Raw genomic sequence first — 26,324 nt, 5'->3', positions numbered from 1 at the left:
CGCTAGCAGTTTGCGATCTACCGTTCAACTCTTATGAAACTTATTTTCCTACGAAGGAAAGAAAAGGCGCGCCGCATGGCGCGCCCCTGGTCTGGAAAGGTCAGTACTTCTCCAGCAGACTGTGGATTTTTTCCGTGTCTCCCATCCGCTTGGCCTTCTCCAGGTGCTGGCCCTCGCGGACGAACTGGATCCGGTGCCAGGCAATCCAGAAGACCACCCCAAGGACCACCATCAGCCCCTCTGACCCCTGGAACGGATAAACCGCCCCAACCTCTGCCAGATCCACCGCCCAGCTGTCGTAACCGATCGTAGACATTTCAATTCTCCTTATTCAGCTGGAACGCCGCCGCCATTCAGTGCAGCCTTGTCGGCGGCAATGATCTCGGCCTTGGCATCTTCGTAGGCATGGTGTTCCGCGTAATCGAGGCCCTGCAGCTCGACCTCCACCGGGATCCGCAGCACGCCCGCGGCGGCCTGCATCTTGGCGATCACGAAGCCCGGCAGCCAGCCCAGCACCCCGAACATGATCACCGCGCCAACGACCTGGCCGACCGGGTTCACCGTGGCGAAACCTTCATAGGGCGAGCTTGGTGCGCCCCACAGCAGGAAGCCCGCGATGATCAGGCCGACAACGCCGGAATAGCCATGCACCGCAACCGCGCCCACCGCGTCATCCAGCTTGAAGGTGCGCTCCACCCAGTAGTGCAGCTTGTAGACGATCACGACACCAACAGCGCCGACCAGCATCGCCTGGATCGGGTGATACAGATCGTTGCCCGCCGAGGCAGTGATGATGCCCGCCAGACCGCCGGAGAAGGTCCAGAACGCATCGCCCTTGGACACCACATAGGCCGCCATCAAACCGCCGGACATCGACATCAGGAAGTTAAAGGTGATCGCGGACAGCGAGGTCGGCGCCAGGTAAATATTGGTGGCCGTCCAGGTGTCGCCGGTCAGCATCCCGCCAATGCCTTCGGGCGAGATCACAGGGATGTTGCACGCGGCGTAAAAACCCCAGAAACCGGAATAGATCAGGAAGATCCCGATGGTCAGCATCCAGGGGTTATGCGGCGGGATATCGCGCGGGGTGCCATCGGCGGCAAACTTGCCCAGCCGCGGCCCCAGCACCATGATCACGCCCAGCGCGTAACCGCCGGCAATCGCGTGGATCACCCCCGACGCATAGGCATCATGGTAGCCTAGGTATTTCACCATCCAGCCCTCGGCATGCCAGCCCCAGGCGGCGTCGATGATCCAGAACACCGACCCGATCATCACCGCATGCACCCACAAGGCAGAGGAGCGGATCCGCTCAATCACCGCACCGGACACGATCGAGGCGGCGGTCCAGGAGAACAGCAGGAACGCTGCCCAGAACACGCCGGTGATCCGGTCGGACAGGTTGGTGGCCATGTTCTGCGACCACGGCAGGTTCGCCGCGCCCGCCTCATAGTTCAGGCCGCCGAAGAACGGGAAGCTGGGAAAGGCCCAGTAGATCCACCAGCCGAAAAAGAAGAATGTCACCGTGACCAGCGGAATGATCATGATGTTCTTCATCAGTGTGTGCATGTGGTTGCGGTGGCGGCTGGCGCCGACCTCATACATGCAGAACCCCACGTGAATGAGGAACATGAAGACAACCGTCACCCAGTAATAGAACTCGGTGAACACGGTTGTTAACGCGTTCAGATTTCCATCCAATGTTTTGCCCTCCTGTTGGCAGTGCTCCCGGGCATTTTTGCCTCTTGGGAATATTATTTTCCTTTACATTGGGTCCTGAGGCGCAAATCTGTCAACAATCATGTGAAAGTTTATTCACTCGCAGGGAACCCGCCTGGCTCCCAGGCGTTCTCCCTGGCGCTTCCGGCGGACCTCTGTTCGCCCGCGCCTCCAACGGCTTAGGGCACCTTGGCGCCGCCTGAAGCCCGCACAGCCGCCTGCGCGCGCCGGCGGCCCCGGAACAGCGGGCTACGCTTGGCCGGAACGCCCGTTTGCGGCGGAATCGCGCGAATCTCCGGCGCTGAAGGCCTCCGATTCTCGCTTGAAACGGGTCATCGGGCAGCCCCCGCAACCCCAAGTCGGCTGCCAAAAAGACCATTTCAGGCCAATCCATGCCGCAAAGCCATGGGGAATCGGCCTTTTAGGCGAAATCTTTTTCCTGATAGGAATATTCATTGACACAACGCCCCCTCTCTTGGCTAACTGGACCAGACCAAAGGAACCAAATCAACAATTTTGGTCCGCACCAATAGGGAGACTTAGACAATGACTGCATCCTGGCGCTTCTCAACCCTTGCTGACCGCCACCGGGCGATGGGCTCGGACCTGGAAGACTGGAGCGGCATGGGCACCGCCTGGACCTATGACAAGGACCAGACGGAAGAATACATGGCGATCCGCACCAAGGCGGGCTTCATGGACGTGTCCGGCCTGAAGAAGGTCCACATCGTCGGCCCCCACGCCAGCCACGTCATCGACCGGGCTACCACCCGCAACGTGGAAAAGATCAAACCCGGCCGCAGCACCTATGCCTGCATGCTGAACGACGACGGCAAATTCGTCGACGACTGCGTGATCTACCGCATGGGTCCGAACAGCTGGATGGTGGTGCACGGCTCCGGCCAGGGCCACGAGCAGCTGACCATGGCGGCGCAGGGCCGCGACGTCGACATCCGCTTTGACGACAACCTGCACGACATCTCCCTGCAGGGGCCGCTGGCGGTCGATTTCCTGGAAGAACAGGGCGTACCCGGCATCCGCGACGTGGTCTACTTCAGCCACATCCACACCACCCTTTTCGACAAGCCCGTCACAATTTCGCGCACCGGCTACACCGGCGAGCGCGGCTATGAGATCTTCTGCCGCGGCCAGGACGCGCCCCACATTTGGGACAACCTGGTCGAAAAGGGCGCACCGGTGGGTATCATCCCGACCCGCTTCACCACGCTCGACCTGTTGCGCGCCGAAAGCTACCTGCTGTTCTTCCCCTATGACAACTCGGAGATGTACCCCTTCGAGAACGAGAAATGCGGCGACACCCTTTGGGAACTGGGCCTCGACTTCACCGTCTCGCCGGGCAAAACAGGCTTCCGCGGCGCCGAGGAGCACTACCGCCTGAAGGGCAAGGAGCGCTTCAAGATCTACGGCGTCAAGCTGGAAGGCACAGAGCCCGCCGAAGAAGGCGCGCCGCTCCTGCGCGACGGCAAGCAGGTCGGCGTGGTCACCATCGGCATGTACTCGCCCCTGAACGAGCACAACGTGGGCATCGCCCGCATGCCGGTCGACTGCGCCGAACCCGGCGTGCCGCTGACCGTCAAGAACTCCACCGGCGAAATCCCCTGCGTTGCAGCGGAAATGCCGTTCCACGATCCGGAAAAGAAACGCCGGACCGCAAAAGGCTGAGCCGAATACCGGCCGTCCCCGCACCGGGGGCGCCTGCTTTCGTTCACCCGGACTGCAGGAAAAGCGACCCACATGCCCAAGACACAATTTCCCCCTTCCATCACCAGCCGCCCGGTCTACGGCGAGCTTGAGGCCCGCTCCGGCGGCGGCCATCTGATGATCGCCGATGCCGAAGGCGCCGAGGCGATCCTCGACCTGGCCAAATCCGTGGACCAGGGCTTCTGGGCCAAGGCCCACATCATCTACATCCCCAAGACGACCGGCACCAAATACAGCAGCCAGCTGGAAGAGCTGGGCGCGGGCCAGTACTACGCCGGCCCCTCCTATGAGGCTGCGCAAGGCCGCATCCGCCGCGCCCTGCAGGATTGCCACATGGGCACCCAGGTGTACCTGACCGGCACCGAAAGCCTGATGGGCCAGGCCATGGCCGAGGCCACCGCGGCCGGTATCCCGCACACCGCGATCCAGACCGAACACCGCGGCTCCACCGCGCGGCGCATGCAGTGCGTGCACTGCAAGGGCATCACCGAGGACGTGACCACCGACCCGTTCGAATGCAGCCACTGCGGCCTCAGCCTGTTCGTGCGCGATCACTACTCGCGCCGCCTGGCCGCCTTTCAGGGGGTGCGGGTGGATGCTGAGGATCCGGGCAACATTCCCGAGAAAGTGGAGCTGTTCAAATGAGTGCTGGCACCGCAAAGCTGAATGTCACCGTGGCCGAGGTCAAACCGGTCAACGATCTGGTCACCCGCTTCAAATTCGTCCGCACCGGCGGCGGCGACCTGCCCACTTTCTCGGGCGGGGCGCATACCGTGGTCGAGATGCAGGACGGCGATATCACCCGGCTCAATGCCTATTCCCTGATGTCCAACCCGGCCGACCGCGGCGCCTATACCATCTCGGTGCGGCGCGACGATCAGGGCCGCGGCGGCTCCAGGTTCATGCACACAAAGGTCAAGGAGGGGATGGAGATGGTGATCTCCAACCCGGTGAACCTGTTCTCGCTGGACCTGCGTGCGAAGAAACACCTGATGCTGGCCGGCGGCATCGGCATCACGCCATTCATGGCGCAAATGCATCAGCTCTCGATGATGGGCGGCCATTTTGAGCTGCACTACGCGGTCCGCACAGCCTCGCTCGGCACATATGCCAGGGAGCTCTCAGAGCGCTACCCCGGCAAGGTCCACATCTACCATGACGACCAGAACGAGGCGATTGACCTGAACACCCTGCTCGCCAACCAGCCGCTGGGCACCCATGTCTACGTCTGCGGCCCCAAGGGCATGATCAACTGGGTGCATGCCACCGCCGAGGAGATGGGCTGGCCGCGCGAGGCGGTGCACTCCGAGGAATTCCTGGCACCGGCCTCCGGCAAACCGTTTGAGGTCAAATGCGCGGTCTCCAACAAGATCGTGCAAGTCGGCGAACACCAGTCCTTGCTGGAGGCGCTGGAAGCGGCCGGCATCGACGCCCCCTACCTCTGCCGCGGCGGCGCCTGCGGCCAGTGCGAGACCAATGTCATCGGCTATGACGGCAAGTTCCTGCACTACGACCACTGGCTGACGGATGAGCAAAAGGCCGGCGGAAAACACATCATGCCCTGCGTGTCGCGCTTTGAAGGCAAGACACTGGTTCTGGACCGCTGAGGGAGACAGACATGACCATTCAATTCAATGACGAAACCTTCTACGGCGACTTCACCTTCAAGAACTCGGACTGGGCGATCAAGCGCTTCCCCTTCCCGTTCCACGAAGACAGCTACATGTACTCCGTGAACATGGAGCCGCACAAATCCTACCGGCCCGGCTCGGTATTCGAACGCACCTTCGACGTGGATGAACACTATGTCTCGGAAATGAAGGACCGGGCCAGGGTGCTGGCCAATGACCCGCTGCGCTGCCAGTCGCTGCCGCATATGACGCTGGCGGGCTGGGATCTGGTCGAGCTGATCATGGAAGCCAAGGCAGCCGAATACCCGGACCTTTTCGAACTTCACAAGGACGGCAACCGCTGGCGCTGGGTGAACAAACCGCTGGGCATCGACGACACCTTCACCTTCCTCGATGAAAGCACCCTGCCTTACGGACCGATGGAATACATCACCCGCCAGACCCAGGGCGACTTTGCGGTGCTTGACCAGCGCGATGACAACCTGTGGATGGACGCCGGCATGGTTACCACCCAGGCCGACTGGTCGCTGGACTTCGACATCGGCATGAACTTCTTCGAATGGCACGCCCCGGTGCCGAAGGCGCATGAGATGGGAATCTTCGTGCGCGCCCTGAAGTTCCTCCTGAACATCCAGCAGGGCCAGCCCGCCCGCCGCCTGAACTGGACGATGACCATCAACCCGCTGCTCGATACCTCGCCCGAGAACTACCACAAATGGGGCGTGATGAAGCAAGGGCTGACGAGGGAGAACATCGGCGACAAGCAGCACCTGCGGGTCGAGTTGCAGACCTTCTTCCGGCTGCCCCGCTCCAACGCGCTGGTGTTCCCGATCCGCTGCTACCTGATCAGCTTCAACGATCTGGTGAAGGTGCCGAAATGGGCCCGCCGCCTGCACCGGGTGATCCGCGACCTGCCGGAGGAGCTGGCGGCCTACAAGGGCTTCATCGACAACCGCCCCCTGATGGTGGAGTGGCTCTCGCAATTTGACGACGGCAGCCCGACCTCGGACGGCATCTGGCCCGACGACGACTGATCCCGAGCGGACTTGCGGGCCGTCCCTACCCTTGTCACCTAGGCCCGCTTCACTGACTGCCGCTGCCCCTGGCTCCGGCAGTTTCTTTTTGTGCGCAGGGGAATACGAGGCCCTCCCGCCCCCGCATCAGACGGCAGGCTGCGCCTGCCCCCTGCGCGGCGTTGGGCCGGGCAGCGCGCTTCGCGCACTGCGGGCGGCCCCGCAAGGCTTGCCGCAAAACGCAACCGCGCCGCGCATCGCGCGGCGCCGGGCCCAACTGTGCAGGGGCATCGTCAGATCGCCCGGAACAGGCGGGAGCCCGCCCCGCCGGTATCTCAACTCGACTGCGGGTAGGAAATGACCGACAGATAGCGCGCAGGCAGCTTCACCAGGCTTTCCGGCCCGTGCGGCGCATCGGCGTCGAAAAACAGCGTGTCGCCCGGCTTCAGCGGAAACACCTTGTCGCCGTGGCGGTAATCCACCTCACCTTCCAGCATGTACAGCATCTCGATACCGTCATGCTGGAAGGTCGGGAAGACATCCGACTCCTCGGTCAGGGTGATCATGTAAGGCTCCACCATCACGCCGGAGGCATTGGCGCCAAGATGGCCCAGAAGCTGATACTGATGCCCCGCCCGCGTGCCCGCGCGCTCGGTTTCCACTCCCGCGCCCGACTTGGTGTGCACCGCTTCCCGGGTTTCCTCAAACCGGCGGAAGAACGAGGTGATCGGCACGCTCAGCGCATTGGCCAGCAGTTGCAGCGTGGTCAGCGACGGAGAGGTGTTGCCGTTCTCGATCTTCGACAGCATCCCGATCGACAAGCCGGTCAGATTGGCCAGATCCGCCACCGTGATCCCCTGCTGGCGCCGGAACGACCGCACTTCGCGGCCGATCGCCACCTCCAGGACTTTTTCGGAGCCCTCGCGGACACGGTGCGGATCTTGGGAAAGGTTATTTGCCACGGCGTCGGTATCGTCTTTAGGTTTAGCCACTGTGTTATCTTCCTTATTGACGGCCTCTGACAAGCGCGCAGCGGCGCATACGCAAAAACTTTTCCAGGCGCAAGAAACCACGCGAAAATTATTTTACTGCCGTTACAGGTTTTTCCCAAGCCTTTGCCGGGTGCGGACGGAAAATAGTTGCCGCGAGGCACCGGCCGGCATAGCCGCAACCAGCAAAACCCGGGCCATCCGGCCCGGGTTCCAGCGCCATGCGGCACAATCGCAGATTTAACTCAGCCGTCCAGCAGCAGCAGGCAGGCCCCCAGAACTTTGCGGGTGCCGTCAAACACCGTGGGCTTTTCGCCCCGCCAGCGGCTGGCGTGCCGGTGCAGCGCCGCCCGGCCCGAGGTCAGGTTGCGCAGCGTTTCCCCGGTCTCTGCCGCGATCCGCCCCACACGGGTTTTCAGATTGGCGTGGAACGTGTCGCGGTGCAGCGCCTCCATCCTCAGGTGAAACAGCGACGACCGGCTGCGCGGCGCAATCCGCATCGCCGCCACCTGCTCAGCCGCTCCGGCCCAGACCCGCAGGGCGCGCGCCTGCAGCCGCTCCGCCTCCGCCAGCGCCCCGCGCCGGAAGTGCAGCACCGCCAGATTGGCAGGCGCCGCGGCCCGGCGCAGGTCCGCGGCCGGAAACGCCGCCCGCGCCAGCAGATCCGCCAGCCGGAACAGGCGCATGGCTTGGCGCGAACGCCCTGCCGCGGCCGCTGCCAGCGCCCGCTCCATCAGCCGCTCCCAGGCCAGATCGGCCCGCGACCAGCCCGCCTCGCGCGCGGCCCGCAGCTCTGCATCCGGCCTAAAGCCCCAGATACGCGGCGCGGACGTGTTCGTTCCCGTGAAGCTCATCTGCAGGACCCTCCATTGCTGCATTTCCGGTTTCCAGAACATAGGCGTAATCGGCCAGCTCCAGCGCCAGTTCGGCGTTCTGCTCGACCAGCACCACCGACAACCCCTTGGCGTTGATTTCTTCAACGATCTGAGCAATTTCCTCGACGATCACCGGTGCCAGCCCCATCGACGGCTCATCCATCAGCAACAGCCGCGGCTTGGACATCAGCGCGCGCCCGATGGCCAGCATCTGCTGCTCGCCGCCCGACATGGTCTTGGCCATCTGGGTGCGCCGCTCGCGCAGCCGCGGAAAGCGCGTGAAGACATCTTCCAGATCCTCTTCCACCGCATCAGCGTCCTTGCGCAAAAATGCCCCGGTCCGCAGGTTCTCCTCCACCGTCATGTCCGGAAAGATCCGCCGCCCCTCCGGCACATGGGCGATGCCGTTCGCCACAACCTTGTGCGCGGGCAGATGGTCGATCCGCTTGCCCTCAAAAGTGATCTCACCGGCGGTGATCGGCAGCATTCCCGACATCGCCCGCAGCGTGGTGGTCTTGCCAGCACCGTTGCCGCCGATGATGGTGACGATCTTGCCCTCCGGCACCGCAACTGAGATGTTCCGGATCGCGTTGATCTTGCCGTAATTCACGGCGATGTTCTTCATCTCAAGCAACATGGCGCGCCCCTCCCAGATAGGCCTCGATCACCGCCGGATGGTTGCGGATCTCCTGCGGGCCGCCTTCAGCCAGGAACTTGCCAAAGCTCATGCAGGTGATGGTGTCGCACAGCCCCATGATCGCCTGCATGTCATGCTCCACGATCAGGATGGTGATCCCGTCGGCCTTGAGCCGCTCCATCAGGTCCATCATCTGCCGGGTCTCTTCCGGGTTCATGCCGGTAAAGGGCTCGTCCAGCAGGATCACATCCGGGTGGCTGGCATAGGCCACCGCCATGCCCAGCGCCCGCTGGTGCCCGTGGGACAGATCCCCGACGCGTTCCTGCATCACATGATCGAGGCCGAAAAACTCCAGCGCCTCCTTCGCACGCGCCTCTGCGCCGCTGCGGTCCTCCCTGTCCCAGCCGATGATCGCGGCAAAGATATTGGGTCGGAACGGCATATGGGTGCCGACCAGCGCATTCTCCAAAACAGTCAGCTCGGCAAAAAGCGTCGAGTGCTGGAAGGTCCGCACCACCCCGCGCCGGGCGACCTCATGCATCTGCAGGCCGGAGATATCTTCGCCGCGCAGCAGAACCTGCCCCTCGGTCGGCTTGTAAAAGCCCGAGATCATGTTGAACGTCGTTGTCTTGCCTGCCCCGTTGGGACCGATCAAACCGTGGATTGAGCCATGCGCCACCTTGAACGACAGGCTGTCCACCGCCGTCAGGCCGCCAAACCGCATGGTCAGGTCTTTGACTTCCAGAAAATCGGTCATTCTGCCGGGCTCCGTTCCGGCGCGCTTTTCGCAGCGCGTCTTTTGGTGAGTTTCTGCACGATGCTTTCCAGCCCGTTGGGCAGGAACAGGATCGACAGGATCATGATGGCGCCATAGACCAGCGGCCGCATCTGCTCGAGCCCAAGCTCGCGCAGCACGATCTCATTCAGCACCGTCAGCACCACGCAGCCCAGGATCGGGCCATAGAAGGTGGCGGTGCCGCCGACAATCGCCCAGGTCAGCACAAAGACCATCAAGTCGATATCAAAGGCATTGGGATTGATGGTGCCCACATAATGCGCCAGCAGCGCGCCCGAGATGCCGGCAAAGCCCGAGGCGATGGCAAAGGCCAGCGTCCGGTAGGCCCGCACATTCACGCCCGAGGCCTGCGCCAGCTTGTCCTGCCAATGCACCGCATGGAAGGTAAGACCGACCGGCGACTTCTCGATCCGCCACAGGATCCACAGGCAGAAGGCGACGATGACACCGGCGAAGTAGTAATATGACGTCGGCTCAAAGAAATCGAACTGGTAGAAGCCGATGGAGAAATCCGGCATCGGGTCGATCCCCTTGATCCCCTTGGCGCCGCCAAAGGGGTCCCGGAACCGCTTCCACAGCAGGCGGATGATTTCACCGGCGGCAAACGATCCGATCAGGAAGTAAAACCCCTTCATCCGGAACAGCGGGAACGACAGCAGCACCGCGATCAGCGCCGCAACCACCCCGCCCAGCAGCATCGAAACCGGCACATAAACCCCCAGCTTCTTGGTCAGAAGCGCCGAGGAATAGGCCCCCACCCCCATGATCACCACATGCGCCAGCGACCATTCACCGGTCAGCGTCAGCAGCCGGTAGCTGGCCACCAGCAGCACATTGATGGTCAGGAACACCAGGATTTCCTGCTGCGAGAAGCTGAGGCCATGCGGCAGGGCAATCAGCGCGGCAAGGACCGCGACCCAGATCAGGAACTTAGGCACGGTCCGCACTCCCAAACAATCCGGTCGGCTTGACGATCAGCACCACCAGCATCAGCGACAGACCCACGATGTCGGCCAGAACACCGTCCCAGAACGTGGTCACAAAGGTATGCACCAGCGCATAGGCGACCGAGGCCACGATGGCGCCCTCCAATGAGCCGACCCCGCCGACGATGATGACAATGAACGCGGTGACGATCACCGAATGCCCCATATGCGGGTTGACCGAGACCAGCGGTGCCGTCAGTGCGCCGGCAATCCCCGCCAGCCCTGCGCCGATGAACATGGCGATGCGCGCGGTCTGGGTGATTGAAATCCCCTGCAAGGCGGCTGCTTCCGGATCCTGCGCAGAGGCCCGCAACGCCCAGCCGAACCTGGTGCGTTTCAGGAAATACCAAAGCGCCGACAGCAGCACGATTGCCGCGATGATAACGTAAAGCCGCGCCACCGGCAGCCGCACCTTGTCACTGAAGGCAATGACCTCCTGCGTGACCGGCGGGATATGCACCATCCGCACACCGAACCCCATCACCGCCAGCGCCTGCAGGATCATCAGAAACCCGATCGAGGCGACCAGCCCGCCCAAGGGATTATCCTTCAAGGGACGGAACAGTGCCCTTTCCATCAAGAGGCCCAAGCAGCCCACAAACAGCAGGCCGACCGCCACAGCCAGAAAGAACGGCACGTTCAGACCGGCATAGAGCGCCACAATCGCATAGGCACCCGCCATGAACAGTTCACCATGGGCAAAATTGATCACGCCCATGACGCCAAAAATCAGCACAAGCCCCACAGCAACAAGGGAAATATAGCTCGCAGCATACACGGCGTTGAGGCCGGTCTGCGCCAAAAGGTCCAGCATCGGATTGTCTCTTTTCTCAGTGGCTCTTGCGGTGCGGGGACAGGTCCCGCACCGCCTGATGGCCTGGCTTGCAGGTCAGCTGCGCTGATCCCACATCTGGTCATAAGCCTTCATATGCTTGACCAGCAGATCGCCGTGCCTCGCGTACCAGTCGGGGATGGAGCGGAAGTCCTTGATCCGGGCTTTGCCCTTTTCAATCGCCACCACCGGCCAGTCGCCGACCAGCGCGTTGTCGATGCCAAACAGCTCAGTGCCCCACCAGTCCGCGTCGCCAAAGGCATGTTTGCCTTTGCCCTCTTTCATCGCGGCCGCCACTGCATCCGGACTGGCCGACCCGGCCTTTTCCGCCGCGGCCTTCCACAGATCCATGATCGAGGCATATTCCCAGCTCACCGCGCCCCACTGGCCCGGGTGGCGGGTGTTGAACTCCGCATAAAAGCCGTTCGGGTCGGTGAAGTTGATGTTGTCGCCATTCAGCGCCGGATCGTCGAAGTCCGGGAACTGGAAGACAAAGCCCTCCATGAACTCTTCCGAGGTCTTGGCGATCATCTGGTCATAGAAATCCGCGGTGCAGGAAATGATCTGCCCCTTGAACCCCTGCTGGAACAGCTGCTCGGCAATCGGATGCACATAGTCGCTGTAGCAGGTGTCGAGGCAAACAATATCCGGGTTCTTGCTGATCAGCCGGGTCACCACCGGGGCAAAATCGGTGGTGGCCGGGTCAAACAGCAGCGGCTCGTCCAGCATCTCGATGCCCGCCGCCTCAAACGCCGCCAGATAGGTCGCGACGGACGGCAGCCCCAGCGCGTCATCCTGGGCGCACATCACCGCGGTCTTCAGCTCCGGCTTGTTCTCGGCCAGCCACTCGACCCCGGTCACGTTGTAGATCGGATGCACCTCGGCCGGCGCGATCAGCGTGCTGGTGTCTGGCGACAAGTCCGACGGCAGCAGGGTGGAAAACAGCATCCCCGTCTTGTCCGCCACCGGCTGCACGCCAGGCCATGTGTCGCCGCCCAGCATCATGATGAAGCTGACACCATCCTCGCGGATCAGCTTGGTCGCGCCGGTGCGCGCCTTGGCCGGATCGTATTCATTGTCGTAGGAGACGAACTCGACGCTGTAACTGCCATCACCCAGCTTGATGCCGCCCGCGGCATTGACCCGCTCGGCCCAGATCTGGCAGCCGTCCAGCCCCGGCTTGCCCCAGGCTGCAACCGCGCCGGTCAGCGGCGCCAGAAAGCCGATCTTGATGGTCTTGCCCGCCGCCAGCGACGCGCCCGGCAGCCCGGCGCTCATCGCGGTAACCGCTGTCGACTTGAGGAACGTCCTCCGGGTCAGCCCCGATTTCACGATCTTGGAAATCATTTTCATCTCCCATGTTGGACCCGCCTGTTTCTGCGGCGGTGTGTTCTTCGGGATGGCCCCCGGTGCGCCCCCTGATACCGGCTCAAACCCAATGGACCAGTTGACGCAAATTGGACCCATCCTGGACCAAGGCTAGCAGCCAGATGGTTCACCTCCAAGAAATTTTCTTTCACCTTGCGCACCAAAAAGGCACCAAAATAAGACCGGATGGATCGCTTTACGGCAAAAATAGCGTCAAAAACGGCATCAAAACATGATCTTACGCCTCACCTTAAAAACACGGCCGGAAAACCAATTTAAGAACCAATTCCCTCTGTTTTCTTGCCGTCCGGCGCAGAAACCGGTAGGCTCACAGCAAGTTTAAGCTGAGTCAGATGGTTGCGCACCGGACGCCAAAACCGGTATTTGCACCCTTGGCACAGTGATCAGGAGCAGGGGATTCTCCCGCTCGTCCGGCCTGGAAAACAGATATGAGCTCAGCGGAAGAGACGACTTCGCAAATCCTGACCACGCATTCCGTGGGCGCCACCGTGCAGGTGGTGATCGACACGCTGTTTGCCCGCATCAAGGCAGGCACCTACCCGGTCGACACCCGCCTGCCGTCCGAACGGACATTGGCCTCGGAACTGGGGGTTGCCCGCAACACCGTGCGCGAGGCGCTGGATGTTCTGGCCAGCCAGAACGTGATCCACCGCCGCCCCGGCTCCGGCAGCTTTGTCAAATTCCGCTCCGACCCCAAGCCCGAAACCTCCTATTCCTCGCTGGCCAAGGAAGTGTCGCCGCTCGACCACCTGGTTGTGCGCGGCATTCTGGAGCCGGAGATGATCCGCCTGGCGGTGATCAACATGACCCCGCGCCAGATCGAGGAGCTGGACGAGATCCTGTCGCGGGTCGAGGCCGTGCGCACCGATCCCGGAGACTTCATCGAGGCGGAGGAGGATCTCTACCGCAAGATCGCCGAGGGCACCGGAAACCCGCTGCTGCACTCCTGCTACGAGCTGACGATCGAGGCCTGCCGCCTGTCCTACCGCACGGCCCTGCGCCGCCGCCACCTGACGCCGCAGCGGATTCAGGACTACCAGAAGCGCTACAACACGCTGTTCAACGCCATCGCCTCACGCGATGTGGAATCCGCGGTGGAATTCATCAAGCTGCACCTGATCGACGAACAGAAGCTGCTGCTGCAGGATATCTGACCCCGCGCGGCTGCCGCCCTGCGCCTCCCGGCCGGGCACGCCAGCCACCCCGTCAGACTTGCACGGCGCGCGAGCCGACCTGGCTGCCCGGTGCGCCGCTTTCCAGACGCTGATGCCACAGCTGCCCCAGCGCCTCCATCTCTGCCTTCAACAGATTGGAGTGCTGTGCCAGCCAGGCAGGGATCGACCTGAACCCGGCGATCCGCGCCTTGCCGTCCTGGATGGTGACCACCGGCCAATCGCCGACCAAAGCATTGGAAATGCCGAAGATATCCTCGCCCCACCATTCCGCGTGGCCGAAGGCATGGGTCACATGGCCCAGCTGTTTCATCGCCGCCAGCACCGACAGCGGTTCAACCGATCCCGCCTTTTCCACCGCGCTGTGCCAGATATCCAGGATCGCCACATATTCCCAGCTCACCGCGGACCAGCTGCCCGGGAAGCGGCGGTTGTACTCCTCATAGAACACATGCGGCCGGTTGAAGAAAAACGCCTTCTCCCGCAGCATCGGGTCGTCGAAATCCGGGAACTGGAACACCACCCCTTCCATGAATTCGGCTGAGGTCTTCTCCACCAGCTGGCCGTAGCCATCCATGGTGCAGCTGATGATCTGTCCCTTGAACCCCTTGGCATAGGCGTATTGCGTCATCGCATGCACCATCGGCGCATAGGACGAGCACCAGCACAGGATATCGGCGCCGCTCTCCAGCATCGGGTCCACCACCGGCGCCGGGTCGCTGGCGGCCGGATCATACTGCACTTCCCGCAGGATCTGCTTGTCCGCCGCCTTGAACGCCGCGCGGTAGACGGCCTGCGCGGGCAGCCCCAGCAGATCGGCCTGGCTGCACAGGGCGACGGTTTTCAGCTCCGGCCGGTTTTCCGCCAGCCACGCCACCCCGGTCACATTCTGGATCGGGTGCGCCTCGCTGGGCGCAATCAGATAGGGCGTGTCCGGCGACAGATCCGTGGGCAGCAGGGTCGATGTCAGCACCTTGTTGCGCATCAGAAAGCCGCGCACCGCCGCAAAGGTGTCCCCGCCCAGCATCAGCATCAGCTTGACGTTATGCTTCTGCACCAGCTCCACCGCGCCCTCCAGCGAGCGTTCGGGGTCATGGCCGCAGTCGTAAGAATGGATGCGGATCGGGTAACGGCGGCCGCCGATCAGCAGCCCGCCCGCCTTGTTCAGACCGTCCTCCCAAATCCGGCAGCCGTTCAATCCAGGCAGCCCCCAGCTCTCGACCCGGCCCGAAAGCGGACCCAGAAAGCCGATATTCACTGATTCTGTCATCCCCACCGACAGCCGGGGCAGCGCCGCGCGGGCGGCCAACTGGTGCGCAAAACTCGTCGTCTTCATGCTCTGAATCCTAACGATAAATCTCCGTCCTGCCAGTCCAATCAGGGAAAAATAGTATTCCCTCCGTGAAAATATGTTGACTCGGCGGTGCAATTTTGGACCTTATTGGATCAGACCAAAAGAACCAAACAAACATATTGGTCCATACCAATGGGAGAGCCACATGACCAAGAAACGCATTGCCATCATCGGCGCCGGCCCCTCCGGCCTGGCCCAGCTGCGCGCATTCCAGTCCGCCGCCAACAAAGGCGAAGAGATTCCGGAGATCGTCTGCTTTGAAAAGCAGGACGACTGGGGCGGCCTGTGGAACTACACCTGGCGCACCGGCCTGGATGAAAACGGCGAGCCGGTGCACTGCTCGATGTACCGCTACCTGTGGTCGAACGGCCCCAAGGAAGGCCTGGAATTCGCCGACTATTCGTTTGAGGAGCATTTCGGCAAGCAGATCGCCTCCTACCCGCCGCGCGCCGTGCTGTTCGACTATATCGAAGGCCGGGTGAAGAAGGCCGGCGTGCGCAAGTGGATCCGTTTCAACTCTCCCATCCGCTGGGTCGACTACAACGAGGACAAGGGCAATTTCACCGTCACCGTGCACGACCACGCCAAGGACAGCACCTACAAGGAAGACTTCGACCACGTGATCTGCGCCTCGGGCCATTTCTCGACCCCGAATGTGCCGTTCTACCCCGGCTTCGACACCTTCAACGGCCGCGTGCTGCACGCTCACGACTTCCGCGACGCCCGCGAGTTCAAGGACAAGGATATCCTGATCCTCGGCGCCTCCTACTCTGCCGAAGACATCGGCTCCCAGTGCTGGAAATACGGCTGCAAATCCGTCACCTCCTCCTACCGCTCGGCGCCGATGGGCTTCAAATGGCCCGACAACTGGGAAGAAAAACCGGCGCTGGAATCCGTCAGCGGCAACACCGCCACCTTCGTCGACGGCACCCAGAAGCAGGTCGACGCGATCATCCTCTGCACCGGCTACAAGCACTTCTTCAACTTCCTGCCGGACGATCTGCGCCTGAAGACCGCCAACCGCCTGGCCGCCGCCGACCTGTACAAAGGCGTGGTCTACGTGCATAACCCCAAGATGTTCTATCTGGGCATGCAGGATCAGTGGTTCACCTTCAACATGTTCGACGCCCAGGCCTGGTGGGTCCGCGACGCGATCATGGGCAAGATCGAAATCCCGTCGGACAAGGACACTCTGCTGGCCGACGTGAAAGAGCGTGAAGAGCGTGAAGAAGCCTCCGACGACGTCAAATACGCGATCAAATACCAGGGCGACTACGTGCTGGAGCTGATCGAGGAGACCGACTACCCGACCTTTGACGTGGCCGGCGCCTGCCAGGCCTTCTACGAATGGAAGGGGCACAAGGCCCAGGACATCATGGCCTTCCGCAACAACTCCTACAAATCAGTGATCACCGGCACCATGGCGCCCGTGCACCACACTCCGTGGAAAGACGCCCTGGACGACTCGCTGGAATCGTATCTGCAAAACTAAGCAGATCCGCCCGCGCCGTTTTCCCCTTCCTGTACGGCGCGGGCACCCTTTCGCTGCTGTGCGAATCCCCTTTCGCAAGCTAAGATCAACCCCATGCAGCGCGACAACACCATGACTCTCGGATTTCTGATTTTTCCCGGCTTTCCAATGGCCTGCCTGACCTCGGCCATCGAACCCCTGCGGGCGGCAAATGAAATTGCCGGCACTGAAACCTTCCGATGGAAACTGATCTCCGAAACCGGCGCCAGCGTGAATGCCTCCGCCAATGTGGCGTTCCAGCCCGACTGCTCCCTGGACCAGACCGAAGACATCGACACCCTGTTCCTGCTCTCCAGCCCGCAAGGCAAGTTTGAGGACCCCAAGGGCTCCAACGGCAAGCTGCGCCACCTGGCCCGCCACGGCACCAAGATGGGCGCGGTCTCCGGCGGCGTGTTCCCGCTGGCCCGCTCCGGCCTGCTGGACGGGCACAGCTGCTCGGTCCACTGGTGCTACAAGGCCGCCTTCACTGCCGAATTCCCGTCGCTGGCCACCGTTGACGACGTGATGGTGCTCGACCGCCGCCGCTTTACCGCCAGCGGCGCGGCGGCGATGTTCGATCTGTCCCTGCAACTCATTGAACAGACCCTGGGCGATGCAGTGATGACCGAAGTCGCCTGCTGGTTCCAGCACCCGATGGTCCGCGCCGAGGGAGTGCGCCAGAAAATCCCCGCCTTTAAGACCGACAGCACCGCCGACAGCCTGCCGCCGCCGGTCGCCAAGGCCGTCGAACTCTTTGCCGACAACCTGGAACATCCGGTGTCGATCCGCGATGCCGCCAGCGAAATCGGCGTCTCGCCGCGCCAGCTGGAGCGCAGCTTCAAGGCCGCCACCGGCCAAAGCCCGGCGATCTATTACCGCACCCTGCGGATGAATGCGGCGCGGCAGCTGGTGATGTATTCCCGCGACTCGATCACCTCGATCGCCAATGCGGTGGGCTACGCCACCTCCTCCACCCTGTCGCAGCACTACCGAGAAAGCTTCGGCGTCACCCCGCAGGAGGAACGCCGCAAGGTGAACCTGTTCCGAGTCCAGGACAACCGCCCGATACCGTCGGTCTGACGCAAACCGGGCCGGTGCGGCGCATTAGCCCGGGCCAAACCGCCGGACCGCTGTTAAACTCTCCTTATTGGTGCAACCCGATTTGAGAGGTCACGGCGATGCTGACTGCAGTTGCCACATTTTTCATCCGCCGCGCGGAAAAACGGATTGGCGTAAGCCTGGATTATGTCCACCATATCGCGCAGACAAATTTCTCCCTACTGTCCCGCTACAACAGGGTTTTCGGCTTCCTGGACCCCAACCGCCACGTCCCGGCTGCGGCCTACCATGCCGCCCGTCTGCGCGGGGCGCGCGCGTCGGACTGCGGCACCTGCGTCGAGGCCGAAATCAACCTGGCCCTGGCCGCCGGCCTGGAAGAAAACCTGATCCTCGCCATCGTCCAGGCAGACGAACAGTCCCTGCCGCCTGAAATTGCTTCCATTGTCCGGCTGGCGGACGCCGCCACCGCCCGGCGCGAGGATGATCCCAACGCCCGAAGCGCGGTAATTGAAGCATACGGGAACGCCGGGCTGATCGAGCTGTCCTTTGCGATGAACGGCGCCGCAATGCTCCCCGGCATCAAACGCGCCATGGGCCATGCGACGGCCTGCGATCTATCGGTGATGCGGCGGCTTGCAGGAAACCAATAGAAAAACGCCGCGCTGGACTCGCGCGACGTTCATTCTTCGAAGCAGAGGTCAGATCACCGATTTCGCCGCCGCCACCAGCGCGTGATGCAGCGATGCCGCCGAGGAACGCGGGCCGATGATCGAATATCTCTGCCCCGGCGCATGGCACAGCAGAAATACCCCCAGATGCTCCACCGAGGTGCGGGTGGCATCCCCCGCCTTGCCCGCACGGATGTTGGCGTTGCACAGCCGCTCCAGCACATCGAAACAGCGCGCGCCTTCCATGCCGAAACAGCACCACCCGTCGGTCTGTTCCACCACGGAGCCCGCGTCGCCGACTGCCTGTTTCAGCTCAGCCGCCAGCAGCTCGTGGCTGTCATGCGGGGCAGAGACCATCCACAGATCCGGCCCCATCCACCAGGCCGCAAGCTCCCCCGCCGCGCTCCAGCGGGCAGGCTCCGGCAAGAGACCGCCCAGATGCGATGCAGCCGCGGCTTTCACCGCCTCCGCCTGCCCCTGGCGTGCCGCCAGCGAGGCCAGCGCCCGGTCGGTGACTTCCCGGATCAGGAGGCCGGTGAAGGCATCCGCCCGCGGCTCATGCCCGCCCAGCGGAGAGATGGCTTTCAGCCCATGCTGATCAAACTTACCCACGGAGACGCTCCCCTTCCGGATCCACAAAATGCGCGCTGACAACTTCGACCCGGGTCTCCTTGCCCTCCAGCGGGTTGACTGCGCGGATCACCTCCCCCAGGCGCGCGTCGCCGCGCTTCAGGAAGCCGATCCCGATCGAACAGCCCAGCACCGGCGAATAGGCGGCAGAGGTGATATAGCCCTGATCGGTGGCCGCGCTGACCTCGCCATCGGCGTTCATCAGATGCGCCCCGGCCTGCACCGGATCACCAGCATTCACAGGCCTGAAGCCCACCAGCTTCAGCGCGTCGTCCTGGTTCATGCCCGGCCGCTCACTCAGCACGTTGCCGATGCAGTCCTTTTTCTTGCTGACCATCCGGCCCATGCCAAGGTTCAGCGCCGAGGTTGTCCCGTTCAGCTCGTTACCTGCCGCATGGCCCTTTTCGATCCGCATGACGCCCAGCGCCTCGGTGCCGTATGGCACCGCGCCGAACTCCTCGCCCGCCTCCATCAGCTTGCGGATCATCGCATCGCCGTAGCGGGTCGGCACCGCGATCTCATAGGCCAGCTCGCCCGAGAAGGAGATCCGGAACAGCCGCGCCCGGCAGCCGCCCGCGACGGTCACTTCACCGCAGCCCATGAACGGGAACGCCTCGTTCGAGATGTCGAACTCAGGGTCCACGACCTTTTGCAAGAGCTTGCGGGCATTCGGACCCGCCACCGCGAACTGTGCCCAGGCCTCGGTGGTCGAGATCAGCTGCACATCCATGTCCGGGAACAGGCACTGGCGCGCAAATTCCATGTTGCGGTAGACCAGAACTGCGTTGGCGGTGGTGGTGGTCACCACGAAATGATCCTCGGCAAACCGCGCCGCGGTGCCGTCATCATAGGCAATGCCATCCTCGCGCAGCATCAGGCCATAGCGGACCTTGCCCACCGGCAGCTTGGCAAAGGCATTGGCATACATCATGTTCAGGAACTCGGCGGCATCCTTACCCTGCACATCGATCTTGCCCAGCGTGGTCACGTCGCAGATGCCGACCGAATTGCGGGTCTGCAGCACCTCGCGGTCCACCGACTGGCGCCAATGGGTTTCGCCCGCCTTGGGGAACCACTGCGCGCGCAGCCACTGGCCCACCTCGACAAACACCGCACCCTGTTCCTCGGCCCATTTGTGGCTGGGAGTTTTGCGGGTCGGACGGAACTCCTCACCCACGGAGCGGCCAGCCATCACGCCAAAGGACACCGGCGTATAAGGCGGGCGGAACATGGTGGTGCCGACCTCGGGGATCTGCTTGCCCGCCAGTTCGGCCATGATCGCCAAGCCGCCCATGTTGGAGGTCTTGCCCTGATCGGTTGCCATGCCCAGGGTGGTGTAGCGCTTCAGATGCTCGACCGAGCGGAAGTTCTCCTGATGCGCCAGCTTCACGTCCTTGACGGTGACGTCGTTCTGCTGGTCCAGCCAGGCGCGGCCCTTGCCCTCCTTCACGTACCAGAAGGGGGTCACGTTGACGGGCGCGTCCTCGGCCTCGGGCAGATCACTCGCCTTGGCCTCGATCCCCAACTCCGACAGCGCAGCCACCGCGCCCTCGGCACCGGCCCGCAATGCGGCAGCGGTGGAGAAATCGCCATTGGCAGCTCCAGCCACAGACATGTTCTGCGGCAGCTCGCCCGCGGGGACAAAGGCCGCAATGTCCTCGCGCCAGGCCGGGCGGCCGCGCTGGTGGCAGGTCAGATGCACGTTCGGGTTCCAGCCGCCGGACACCGCCAGCGCCCCGCAAGGCACGTCGCGGGTGGTGCCGTCGGCCAGGCGCACCTGGGCCACTTCCAGCCCCAGCCGGCCCTTGGTGTCGATCACCCGGGCACCGGCAAGCAGCTCCGCGCCTTCGACCTTGGGCGCGTCGGTGCGGGTGTCGATCACCGCCGTGACCTTCACCCCCTTGGCAATCAGGTCGGCGGCGGTGCGGTGGCCATCGTCATTGTTGGTGAACACCGCAACCGTCTGGTCCGGCGTCACCGCCCAGCGGTTGGCATAGGCGCGCACCGCACCCGCCAGCATCACGCCCGGACGGTCGTTGTTCTCAAACGCAATCGGACGCTCGGTGGCGCCCGCCGCCAGCATCGCCCGCTTGGAATAGATCCGCCACAGGATCTGCCGCGGCTTGCCCGCTTCCGGCGCCAGCACATGGTCGGCCACCCGCTCCACCGCGCCATAGATACCGTGGTCAAAGGCCCCGATGATGGTGGTGCGCGGCATCACCCGCACATTCGGCATCGCCGCCAGTTCAGCTTGCACCTGCGCACCCCAGGCCGCGCCGGTCAGATCGCCAATGCCGAATGTCTCGGCATTGAGACGCCCGCCCAGCAGAAAGTCCTCATCGGCAATGATCACCTGCGCCCCGGCCCGGCCCGCGGTCAGCGCCGCCATCAGGCCGGTGGGACCCGCCCCGATCACCAAGAGGTCACAATGCAGGAAGCCCTTGTCATAGGCATCCGGGTCGGCCTCGAAACTGATGCTGCCGAGGCCGGCCGCCTTGCGGATGATCGGCTCATACACCTTCTCCCAGAACGCCGCAGGCCACATGAAGGTCTTGTAGTAGAATCCCGCGGTCAGGAAGTTCGAGAACCGGTCATTGATCGCCATGAAGTCATGCTGCAGCGACGGCCAGCGGTTCTGCGAGTTCGCCTCCAGCCCGTCATACAGCTCCGCCACGGTCGCTCGGGTGTTCGGCTCCTGCCGCCCGCCGCTGCGCAGCTCGACCAGCGCGTTCGGCTCTTCAGAACCAGAGGTCAGCACACCGCGCGGACGATGGTATTTGAACGAGCGGCCCATCAGCCGCACACCGTTTGCCAAGAGCGCCGAGGCCAGCGTGTCGCCCTCATGCCCCTCATAGCGCGTGCCGTCAAAGGTGAAGCCCAGCTTCCGGGCGCCGTTGATCAGCCCGCCATCCAGACGGTTGACCTGAGCCCCCTTTCGGGCGCCATTGCTGCCATCGGCACGGAACGCCATGGCGCCGGCATTCATCACTGCGTCAGTCATTTGCTGCGCCCCCTTGCCCGGGCCACATCACGGGCCAGTTCGACAGTCAGGATTTCATGGGTCACGGTGTTGCGGGTCACCACCAGCCAGGAGCGGTCGCCCTGCTCATGGAACCACAATTCGCGGTGCTCGCCCGCCGGGTTGTCGCGCAGGTACAGGTAATCGTGAAACTGATCCGCCGCGTCTTCGGCCTGCCAGTCCGGCCGGTCGATCAGGCTGGCGTCCCCCAGATAGGTGAACTCCTGGCTGTCCCGCGGCCCGAGGATCGGATGGTTGATAATCATCGCTGTCTTCCTTTCCTCAGTGCAGGTTCGGCTGGGCGCCCTGGCCCTTTTCGTCGATCATGCAGCCGCGCCGGAACCGGTCGAGCCGGTAGGCCGCCGCCACCTTGTGCGGGGTATCCGTCGCCAGCAGATGCGCATAGCACCAGCCCGACGCCGGGGTCGCCTTGAACCCGCCGTAGCACCAGCCGCCGTTGAAATAGAGCCCGTCGATATGGGTCTTGTCGATGAAGGGGGAGCCGTCCATCGACATGTCCATGATGCCGCCCCAGCTGCGCAGCATCCGCACCCGGCCCAGCATCGGCATCAGCGCCATGCCGCCCTCCATCACGTCCTCGACCACCGGCAGGTTGCCGCGCTGCGCATAGGAGTTGTACATGTCCAAGTCACCGCCAAAGACCAGCCCGCCCTTGTCCGACTGGCTGACATAGAAATGCCCCGCGCCGAAGGTGACGACACCGTCCAGCACCGGCTTCAGGCCCTCAGACACAAAGGCCTGCAGCACATGGCTCTCGATCGGCAGGCGCATCCCCGCCTTCTCCATCACCCGGCTGGAGGAGCCGGCCACGCAGCTCGCCACCTTGTTGGCGCCGATGAAGCCCTTGCTGGTCTCCACGCCCAGACACTTGCCGTTCTCGATCCTGAAACCGGTGACTTCGCAGTTCTGGATGATATCCACGCCGCGCAGATCCGCCCCGCGGGCATAGCCCCAGGCCACCGCATCGTGCCGGACAGTGCCGCCGCGACGGTGCAAAAGCCCGCCCTTGATCGGGAAGCGCGCGTTGCTGAAGTTCAGGAACGGGTACATCGCCCGCACGCCTTCAACATCCAGCAGCTCCGCGTCCGATCCGTTCAGGATCATCGCATTGCCCCGGCGCCGCGCCGCATCGCGCTGTGCATCGGTATGCACCAGGTTCAGAATGCCGCGCTGGCTGACCATGGCGTTGTAGTTGAAATCCTGCTCCAGCCCTTCCCACAGTTTCAGCGACAGCTCGTAAAACGGCTCGTTGCCGTCCAGCAGATAGTTGGAGCGGATGATGGTGGTGTTGCGGCCCACATTGCCGCCGCCGATCCAGCCCTTCTCGATCACCGCCACATTGGTCAGCCCATGGTTCTTGGCCAGGTAATAGGCCGTCGCCAGCCCGTGCCCGCCGCCGCCGATGATCACCACATCGTAGCTATTCTTGGGTTCCGGATCACGCCAGGTGGGGCGCCATCCCTTGTGGCCCGTCAGGGCCTCCTTGATCACTTTCAGGCCGGAATACCGCATGATGTCCTCATCAACTGTCCTTGCAACAGTTGTTGAGAAACGCCGGTCTTCACAGAGCGATTTCGGACACCCGCCGCGCCATTTGCGTCAGCAGCGCGAATTCGCCCATTCAGCTGCAGCGGGACAACCGGCACCCCGAGGCTGCCATGAATAATCAAAACACTGATTATATTGATAAAATCAAGAAGCCACAGACGGGCACCCGAAAATTCCCACGCTGCCCGGTTTGCGTCACCCGCCCGGACATCCGCGCCAGATGCGGCAGCAGCGACTCACTCCGTCAGATCAATCTGGTCCAGCTCATTCAGCAGGTCCAAAAGCGCCTCATAGCGTTCAGGCCCCATCTTGGCCCGGGTCCGGTTCATCAACTCCAGACTCGCCTCGATATTGTCGGCGATGACCTTCTCGCCCGCAGGCGCGATCCGCACCACCTGGCGGCGGCGGTCCTCCTTGTCGCGCACGCGGCTGATCAGCTGCTTTTCCTCCAGCTTCTGCAGGATCCGCGTCAGGCTTGGCAGCAGCAGGCAGGCCTTGTCGGCGATCTGGGTCGGGTCAATCGGCCCGTCTTCCTGCACCACCCGCAGCCCCCGCCACTGCTGCTCGGTCAGACCCGCGCCGCTCAGCAGCGCCCGGATCGGACCCATCACACGTTCCCGCGCCCGGAGCAGAGCAATTGGCAGCGAACGGTCGGTGGCCGGCATCATCTTGGTCATAGCCGATTATCACCCCGCTGCAGGCTAAACGCAATTGCTGCTTGGATTTCTTCTGCTTGACCGGCGGCCCTCATTTTGCTACACATGTTAAGCAATTCAGGAGGACGCTGGATATGCCGCACATCACGCTGGACTACTCCGCCAACATGGAGGACCGCACCGACATTGCCGCGCTCTGCCGCCATCTGCGGCAGGCGGCAGCGGAAACCGGCGTGTTCCCGCTGGCCGGGATCCGGGTGCGCGCCTTTGCCGCCAGCCATGTCTCGATTGCCGACGGCGATCCGCAGCACGGCTTTATCGACATCTCCATCCGGCTGCGCGCCGGGCGCGATCTGGACACCCGCAAGCGCGCCGCCCAGGCCGTGTTCGCGGCAGCACATTCCTTTCTGGAACCGGCCCTGCAGCAGCACTCCATCGCCCTGTCGCTGGAAATGCGCGACATCGATCCGGAGCTTTCCCCGAAATGCGGCACCATCCGCGACCACATGCGAAAGGCGGACCCGTGATGAGCGATCTGGCCACCAACACCGAAACGCTGAACCGCCATCTGGCCCGCTTCCGCGAGACCGGCATTTTAAACCTGATCAACGGTGAAACCCGCCCCGCCGCCTCCGGCGCCACCTTCGAAACACTCTCGCCGGTGGACGAAAGCGTGATTTGCTCCGTTGCCAAAGGCAGCGCTGAGGACATCGGCACTGCAGCTCAAGCCGCCAAGGCCGCCTTTCCCGCCTGGCGCGACATGCCGGCGCTGGAGCGCAAGAAGATCCTGCACCGCATCGCTGATCTGATCGTCGAACGCGCCGAGGAAATCGCGCTCTGCGAATGCTGGGACACCGGTCAGGCCATCCGTTTCATGTCCAAGGCCGCCCTGCGCGGCGCCGAAAACTTCCGCTTCTTCGCGGACAAGGCCGCCTCCGCCCGCGACGGCCAGCAGCTGCAATCGCCGACGCTGATGAACGTGACCACCCGCGTGCCGATCGGCCCCGTCGGCGTCATCACCCCCTGGAACACGCCCTTTATGCTGTCCACCTGGAAGATCGCCCCCGCGCTGGCGGCGGGCTGCACCGTGGTCCACAAACCGGCTGAGTTCTCCCCGCTCACCGCCCGCATCCTGGCCGAAATCGCGCATGAGGCCGGCCTGCCTGCGGGCGTTTGGAACCTTGTGAACGGCTTCGGCGAGGATGCGGGCAAGGCGCTCACCGAACATCCCGATATCAAGGCCATCGCCTTTGTCGGCGAGTCGAAAACCGGCTCGATGATCATGAAGCAGGGCGCGGACACCCTGAAACGCGTGCATTTCGAACTGGGCGGCAAGAACCCGGTGGTGGTCTTTGACGACGCCGACCTCGACCGCGCGCTCGATGCCGCCATCTTCATGATCTACTCGCTCAATGGCGAGCGCTGCACCTCTTCCTCGCGCCTCTTGGTGCAGGACAGCATCGCGGAGACGTTCGAGGCCAAGCTGATCGAGCGCGTCAACAGCATCAAGGTAGGCCACCCGCTGGACCCCGCGACCGAGGTTGGCCCGCTGATCCACAAGGTGCATTTCGACAAGGTCACGTCCTACTTCGAGACCGCCAAACAGGACGGCGCCACCATCGCCGCCGGCGGCACCCGCGCAGGCGACAAGGGCTGGTTTGTGCGCCCGACGCTGTTCACACATGCCACCAACGACATGACCATCGCACAGGAGGAAATCTTCGGCCCGGTCCTCACCGCGATCCGCTTCAAGGACGAGGAGGAGGCCCTGACACTGGCCAACGGCACCCAGTACGGTTTGACAGGCTATGTCTGGACCAACGACCTCACCCGTGCCCTGCGCTTCACAAACGCGCTGGAGGCCGGGATGATCTGGGTGAATTCGGAAAACGTCCGCCACCTGCCCACCCCCTTTGGCGGGGTCAAGGCCAGCGGCATCGGCCGCGACGGCGGCGACTGGTCGTTCGAGTTCTACATGGAACAGAAGCACATCGGCTTTGCCACCGGCCGCCACAAGATCCCGCGCCTCGGCGCCTGATCCGCGCTTCATCTGGCTCAAAATATCCCGGGGAGCGCGAGGGGCCGGCCCCTCGCTCCC

The 26,324-nt window shown here is 63.2% G+C and carries 25 protein-coding genes; 10 read left to right on the top strand and 15 right to left on the bottom strand.

The annotated features are described in order from the left end of the window. Positions 1-100: 100 nt before the first annotated feature. Together PHA8399_RS07015 and PHA8399_RS07010 are read right to left on the bottom strand one after the other, a co-directional pair. On the bottom strand, positions 101-316 hold the full coding sequence (locus tag PHA8399_RS07015) for a hypothetical protein (RefSeq protein ID WP_058285453.1): 216 nt from the start codon (positions 314-316) through the stop codon (positions 101-103). Positions 317-327: 11 nt separating this feature from the next. Continuing rightward, entirely contained in the window at positions 328-1,701 is a 1,374-nt protein-coding gene (locus PHA8399_RS07010; protein WP_058285452.1) for an ammonium transporter, read from the bottom strand. Between the two features lie 564 nt (positions 1,702-2,265). On the opposite strand from PHA8399_RS07010, the gene PHA8399_RS07005 reads away from it, so the two are divergent. From PHA8399_RS07005 to PHA8399_RS06990, 4 genes are all read left to right on the top strand, one after another. Beyond that, complete coding sequence (locus PHA8399_RS07005) at positions 2,266-3,402, top strand: aminomethyl transferase family protein (RefSeq protein WP_058285451.1); 1,137 nt, start codon at positions 2,266-2,268, stop codon at positions 3,400-3,402. Positions 3,403-3,474: 72 nt separating this feature from the next. Next, positions 3,475-4,086: a dimethylamine monooxygenase subunit DmmA family protein gene (locus PHA8399_RS07000; protein ID WP_058285450.1), complete on the top strand. Its 612-nt coding sequence runs from the start codon at positions 3,475-3,477 to the stop codon at positions 4,084-4,086. Further along, a complete protein-coding gene (locus PHA8399_RS06995) occupies positions 4,083-5,048 on the top strand; it encodes a PDR/VanB family oxidoreductase (protein ID WP_058285449.1) in 966 nt (321 codons plus the stop codon). The genes PHA8399_RS07000 and PHA8399_RS06995 overlap by 4 nt, the downstream gene beginning before the upstream one ends. 11 nt (positions 5,049-5,059) lie before the next feature. Continuing rightward, entirely contained in the window at positions 5,060-6,106 is a 1,047-nt protein-coding gene (locus tag PHA8399_RS06990) for a heme-dependent oxidative N-demethylase family protein (protein WP_058285448.1), read from the top strand. 314 nt (positions 6,107-6,420) lie between these two features. Here the strand turns inward: PHA8399_RS06990 and PHA8399_RS06985 are convergent, their stop codons facing one another. From PHA8399_RS06985 to PHA8399_RS06955, 7 genes are all read right to left on the bottom strand, one after another. Continuing rightward, on the bottom strand, positions 6,421-7,077 hold the full coding sequence (locus PHA8399_RS06985) for a helix-turn-helix domain-containing protein (protein WP_058285510.1): 657 nt from the start codon (positions 7,075-7,077) through the stop codon (positions 6,421-6,423). A 242-nt stretch (positions 7,078-7,319) separates the two neighbouring features. Continuing rightward, positions 7,320-7,928: a hypothetical protein gene (locus PHA8399_RS06980; RefSeq protein ID WP_058285447.1), complete on the bottom strand. Its 609-nt coding sequence runs from the start codon at positions 7,926-7,928 to the stop codon at positions 7,320-7,322. After that, a complete protein-coding gene (locus PHA8399_RS06975; protein ID WP_058285446.1) occupies positions 7,879-8,586 on the bottom strand; it encodes an ABC transporter ATP-binding protein in 708 nt (235 codons plus the stop codon). Before PHA8399_RS06975 ends, PHA8399_RS06980 begins: the two co-directional genes overlap by 50 nt. After that, the gene (locus tag PHA8399_RS06970) at positions 8,576-9,343 is read right to left on the bottom strand and encodes an ABC transporter ATP-binding protein (RefSeq protein ID WP_058285445.1); all 768 of its coding nucleotides are present in this window, start codon (positions 9,341-9,343) and stop codon (positions 8,576-8,578) included. The genes PHA8399_RS06975 and PHA8399_RS06970 overlap by 11 nt, the downstream gene beginning before the upstream one ends. Continuing rightward, on the bottom strand, positions 9,340-10,320 hold the full coding sequence (locus PHA8399_RS06965; RefSeq protein ID WP_145976990.1) for a branched-chain amino acid ABC transporter permease: 981 nt from the start codon (positions 10,318-10,320) through the stop codon (positions 9,340-9,342). The genes PHA8399_RS06970 and PHA8399_RS06965 overlap by 4 nt, the downstream gene beginning before the upstream one ends. After that, entirely contained in the window at positions 10,313-11,182 is an 870-nt protein-coding gene (locus tag PHA8399_RS06960; RefSeq protein ID WP_058285443.1) for a branched-chain amino acid ABC transporter permease, read from the bottom strand. Before PHA8399_RS06960 ends, PHA8399_RS06965 begins: the two co-directional genes overlap by 8 nt. Before the next feature lie 75 nt (positions 11,183-11,257). After that, positions 11,258-12,547 (bottom strand): ABC transporter substrate-binding protein, encoded by a 1,290-nt coding sequence (locus PHA8399_RS06955; RefSeq protein ID WP_058285509.1) that lies wholly within the window; start codon positions 12,545-12,547, stop codon positions 11,258-11,260. Positions 12,548-13,017: 470 nt separating this feature from the next. Here PHA8399_RS06955 and PHA8399_RS06950 point away from each other — a divergent pair, with 470 nt between their 5' ends. Further along, a complete protein-coding gene (locus PHA8399_RS06950) occupies positions 13,018-13,743 on the top strand; it encodes a FadR/GntR family transcriptional regulator (RefSeq protein ID WP_058285442.1) in 726 nt (241 codons plus the stop codon). 52 nt (positions 13,744-13,795) lie between these two features. On the opposite strand, the gene PHA8399_RS06945 is transcribed toward PHA8399_RS06950, so the two are convergent. Further along, entirely contained in the window at positions 13,796-15,097 is a 1,302-nt protein-coding gene (locus PHA8399_RS06945; RefSeq protein ID WP_058285441.1) for an ABC transporter substrate-binding protein, read from the bottom strand. Positions 15,098-15,260: 163 nt separating this feature from the next. On the opposite strand from PHA8399_RS06945, the gene PHA8399_RS06940 reads away from it, so the two are divergent. From PHA8399_RS06940 to PHA8399_RS06930, 3 genes are all read left to right on the top strand, one after another. Next, the gene (locus PHA8399_RS06940; RefSeq protein ID WP_058285440.1) at positions 15,261-16,607 is read left to right on the top strand and encodes a trimethylamine monooxygenase; all 1,347 of its coding nucleotides are present in this window, start codon (positions 15,261-15,263) and stop codon (positions 16,605-16,607) included. 93 nt (positions 16,608-16,700) lie between these two features. Further along, positions 16,701-17,705, top strand: a complete 1,005-nt coding sequence (locus tag PHA8399_RS06935) for a GlxA family transcriptional regulator (RefSeq protein ID WP_058285439.1) — start codon at positions 16,701-16,703, stop codon at positions 17,703-17,705. Positions 17,706-17,803: 98 nt separating this feature from the next. Then, positions 17,804-18,334, top strand: a complete 531-nt coding sequence (locus tag PHA8399_RS06930; protein ID WP_058285438.1) for a carboxymuconolactone decarboxylase family protein — start codon at positions 17,804-17,806, stop codon at positions 18,332-18,334. A gap of 48 nt (positions 18,335-18,382) precedes the next feature. Here the strand turns inward: PHA8399_RS06930 and PHA8399_RS06925 are convergent, their stop codons facing one another. The 5 genes from PHA8399_RS06925 to hpaR all read right to left on the bottom strand — a co-directional run bounded on the left by PHA8399_RS06925 (position 18,383) and on the right by hpaR (position 24,247). Further along, positions 18,383-18,964: a sarcosine oxidase subunit gamma gene (locus PHA8399_RS06925; RefSeq protein WP_058285437.1), complete on the bottom strand. Its 582-nt coding sequence runs from the start codon at positions 18,962-18,964 to the stop codon at positions 18,383-18,385. Then, entirely contained in the window at positions 18,957-21,953 is a 2,997-nt protein-coding gene (locus PHA8399_RS06920) for a sarcosine oxidase subunit alpha family protein (RefSeq protein ID WP_058285508.1), read from the bottom strand. Before PHA8399_RS06920 ends, PHA8399_RS06925 begins: the two co-directional genes overlap by 8 nt. Before the next feature lie 26 nt (positions 21,954-21,979). Next, complete coding sequence (locus tag PHA8399_RS06915) at positions 21,980-22,267, bottom strand: sarcosine oxidase subunit delta (RefSeq protein WP_058285436.1); 288 nt, start codon at positions 22,265-22,267, stop codon at positions 21,980-21,982. 16 nt (positions 22,268-22,283) lie between these two features. After that, positions 22,284-23,534, bottom strand: coding sequence for a sarcosine oxidase subunit beta family protein (locus PHA8399_RS06910; protein WP_058285435.1), 1,251 nt, complete (start codon positions 23,532-23,534; stop codon positions 22,284-22,286). Between the two features lie 272 nt (positions 23,535-23,806). Then, entirely contained in the window at positions 23,807-24,247 is a 441-nt protein-coding gene (gene hpaR, locus PHA8399_RS06905; RefSeq protein ID WP_058285434.1) for a homoprotocatechuate degradation operon regulator HpaR, read from the bottom strand. 113 nt (positions 24,248-24,360) lie between these two features. On the opposite strand from hpaR, the gene PHA8399_RS06900 reads away from it, so the two are divergent. After that, complete coding sequence (locus PHA8399_RS06900; RefSeq protein WP_058285433.1) at positions 24,361-24,753, top strand: 5-carboxymethyl-2-hydroxymuconate Delta-isomerase; 393 nt, start codon at positions 24,361-24,363, stop codon at positions 24,751-24,753. Continuing rightward, complete coding sequence (hpaE, locus tag PHA8399_RS06895; protein WP_058285432.1) at positions 24,753-26,264, top strand: 5-carboxymethyl-2-hydroxymuconate semialdehyde dehydrogenase; 1,512 nt, start codon at positions 24,753-24,755, stop codon at positions 26,262-26,264. The genes PHA8399_RS06900 and hpaE overlap by 1 nt, the downstream gene beginning before the upstream one ends. The last annotated feature ends 60 nt before the right edge of the window (positions 26,265-26,324 follow it).

The sequence above is a fragment of the Leisingera aquaemixtae genome (genome assembly GCF_001458395.1).
GTDB lineage: Bacteria > Pseudomonadota > Alphaproteobacteria > Rhodobacterales > Rhodobacteraceae > Leisingera > Leisingera aquaemixtae.
Note: the sequence above shows the minus strand (reverse complement) of the source record. Positions and strands in the feature narration are given on the sequence as shown.

Excerpts from the sequence above, each read along its gene's own strand:
- PHA8399_RS07015 (WP_058285453.1), bottom strand. The coding sequence starts at position 316 with ATGTCTACGATCGGTTACGACAGCTGGGCGGTGGATCTGGCAGAGGTT.
- PHA8399_RS07005 (WP_058285451.1), top strand. The coding sequence starts at position 2,266 with ATGACTGCATCCTGGCGCTTCTCAACCCTTGCTGACCGCCACCGGGCG.
- PHA8399_RS07000 (WP_058285450.1), top strand. The coding sequence starts at position 3,475 with ATGCCCAAGACACAATTTCCCCCTTCCATCACCAGCCGCCCGGTCTAC.
- PHA8399_RS06995 (WP_058285449.1), top strand. The coding sequence starts at position 4,083 with ATGAGTGCTGGCACCGCAAAGCTGAATGTCACCGTGGCCGAGGTCAAA.
- PHA8399_RS06990 (WP_058285448.1), top strand. The coding sequence starts at position 5,060 with ATGACCATTCAATTCAATGACGAAACCTTCTACGGCGACTTCACCTTC.
- PHA8399_RS06980 (WP_058285447.1), bottom strand. The coding sequence starts at position 7,928 with ATGAGCTTCACGGGAACGAACACGTCCGCGCCGCGTATCTGGGGCTTT.
- PHA8399_RS06975 (WP_058285446.1), bottom strand. The coding sequence starts at position 8,586 with ATGTTGCTTGAGATGAAGAACATCGCCGTGAATTACGGCAAGATCAAC.
- PHA8399_RS06970 (WP_058285445.1), bottom strand. The coding sequence starts at position 9,343 with ATGACCGATTTTCTGGAAGTCAAAGACCTGACCATGCGGTTTGGCGGC.
- PHA8399_RS06960 (WP_058285443.1), bottom strand. The coding sequence starts at position 11,182 with ATGCTGGACCTTTTGGCGCAGACCGGCCTCAACGCCGTGTATGCTGCG.
- PHA8399_RS06955 (WP_058285509.1), bottom strand. The coding sequence starts at position 12,547 with ATGATTTCCAAGATCGTGAAATCGGGGCTGACCCGGAGGACGTTCCTC.
- PHA8399_RS06950 (WP_058285442.1), top strand. The coding sequence starts at position 13,018 with ATGAGCTCAGCGGAAGAGACGACTTCGCAAATCCTGACCACGCATTCC.
- PHA8399_RS06945 (WP_058285441.1), bottom strand. The coding sequence starts at position 15,097 with ATGAAGACGACGAGTTTTGCGCACCAGTTGGCCGCCCGCGCGGCGCTG.
- PHA8399_RS06940 (WP_058285440.1), top strand. The coding sequence starts at position 15,261 with ATGACCAAGAAACGCATTGCCATCATCGGCGCCGGCCCCTCCGGCCTG.
- PHA8399_RS06935 (WP_058285439.1), top strand. The coding sequence starts at position 16,701 with ATGCAGCGCGACAACACCATGACTCTCGGATTTCTGATTTTTCCCGGC.
- PHA8399_RS06930 (WP_058285438.1), top strand. The coding sequence starts at position 17,804 with ATGCTGACTGCAGTTGCCACATTTTTCATCCGCCGCGCGGAAAAACGG.
- PHA8399_RS06920 (WP_058285508.1), bottom strand. The coding sequence starts at position 21,953 with ATGGCGTTCCGTGCCGATGGCAGCAATGGCGCCCGAAAGGGGGCTCAG.
- PHA8399_RS06915 (WP_058285436.1), bottom strand. The coding sequence starts at position 22,267 with ATGATTATCAACCATCCGATCCTCGGGCCGCGGGACAGCCAGGAGTTC.
- PHA8399_RS06910 (WP_058285435.1), bottom strand. The coding sequence starts at position 23,534 with ATGCGGTATTCCGGCCTGAAAGTGATCAAGGAGGCCCTGACGGGCCAC.
- hpaR (WP_058285434.1), bottom strand. The coding sequence starts at position 24,247 with ATGACCAAGATGATGCCGGCCACCGACCGTTCGCTGCCAATTGCTCTG.
- PHA8399_RS06900 (WP_058285433.1), top strand. The coding sequence starts at position 24,361 with ATGCCGCACATCACGCTGGACTACTCCGCCAACATGGAGGACCGCACC.
- hpaE (WP_058285432.1), top strand. The coding sequence starts at position 24,753 with ATGAGCGATCTGGCCACCAACACCGAAACGCTGAACCGCCATCTGGCC.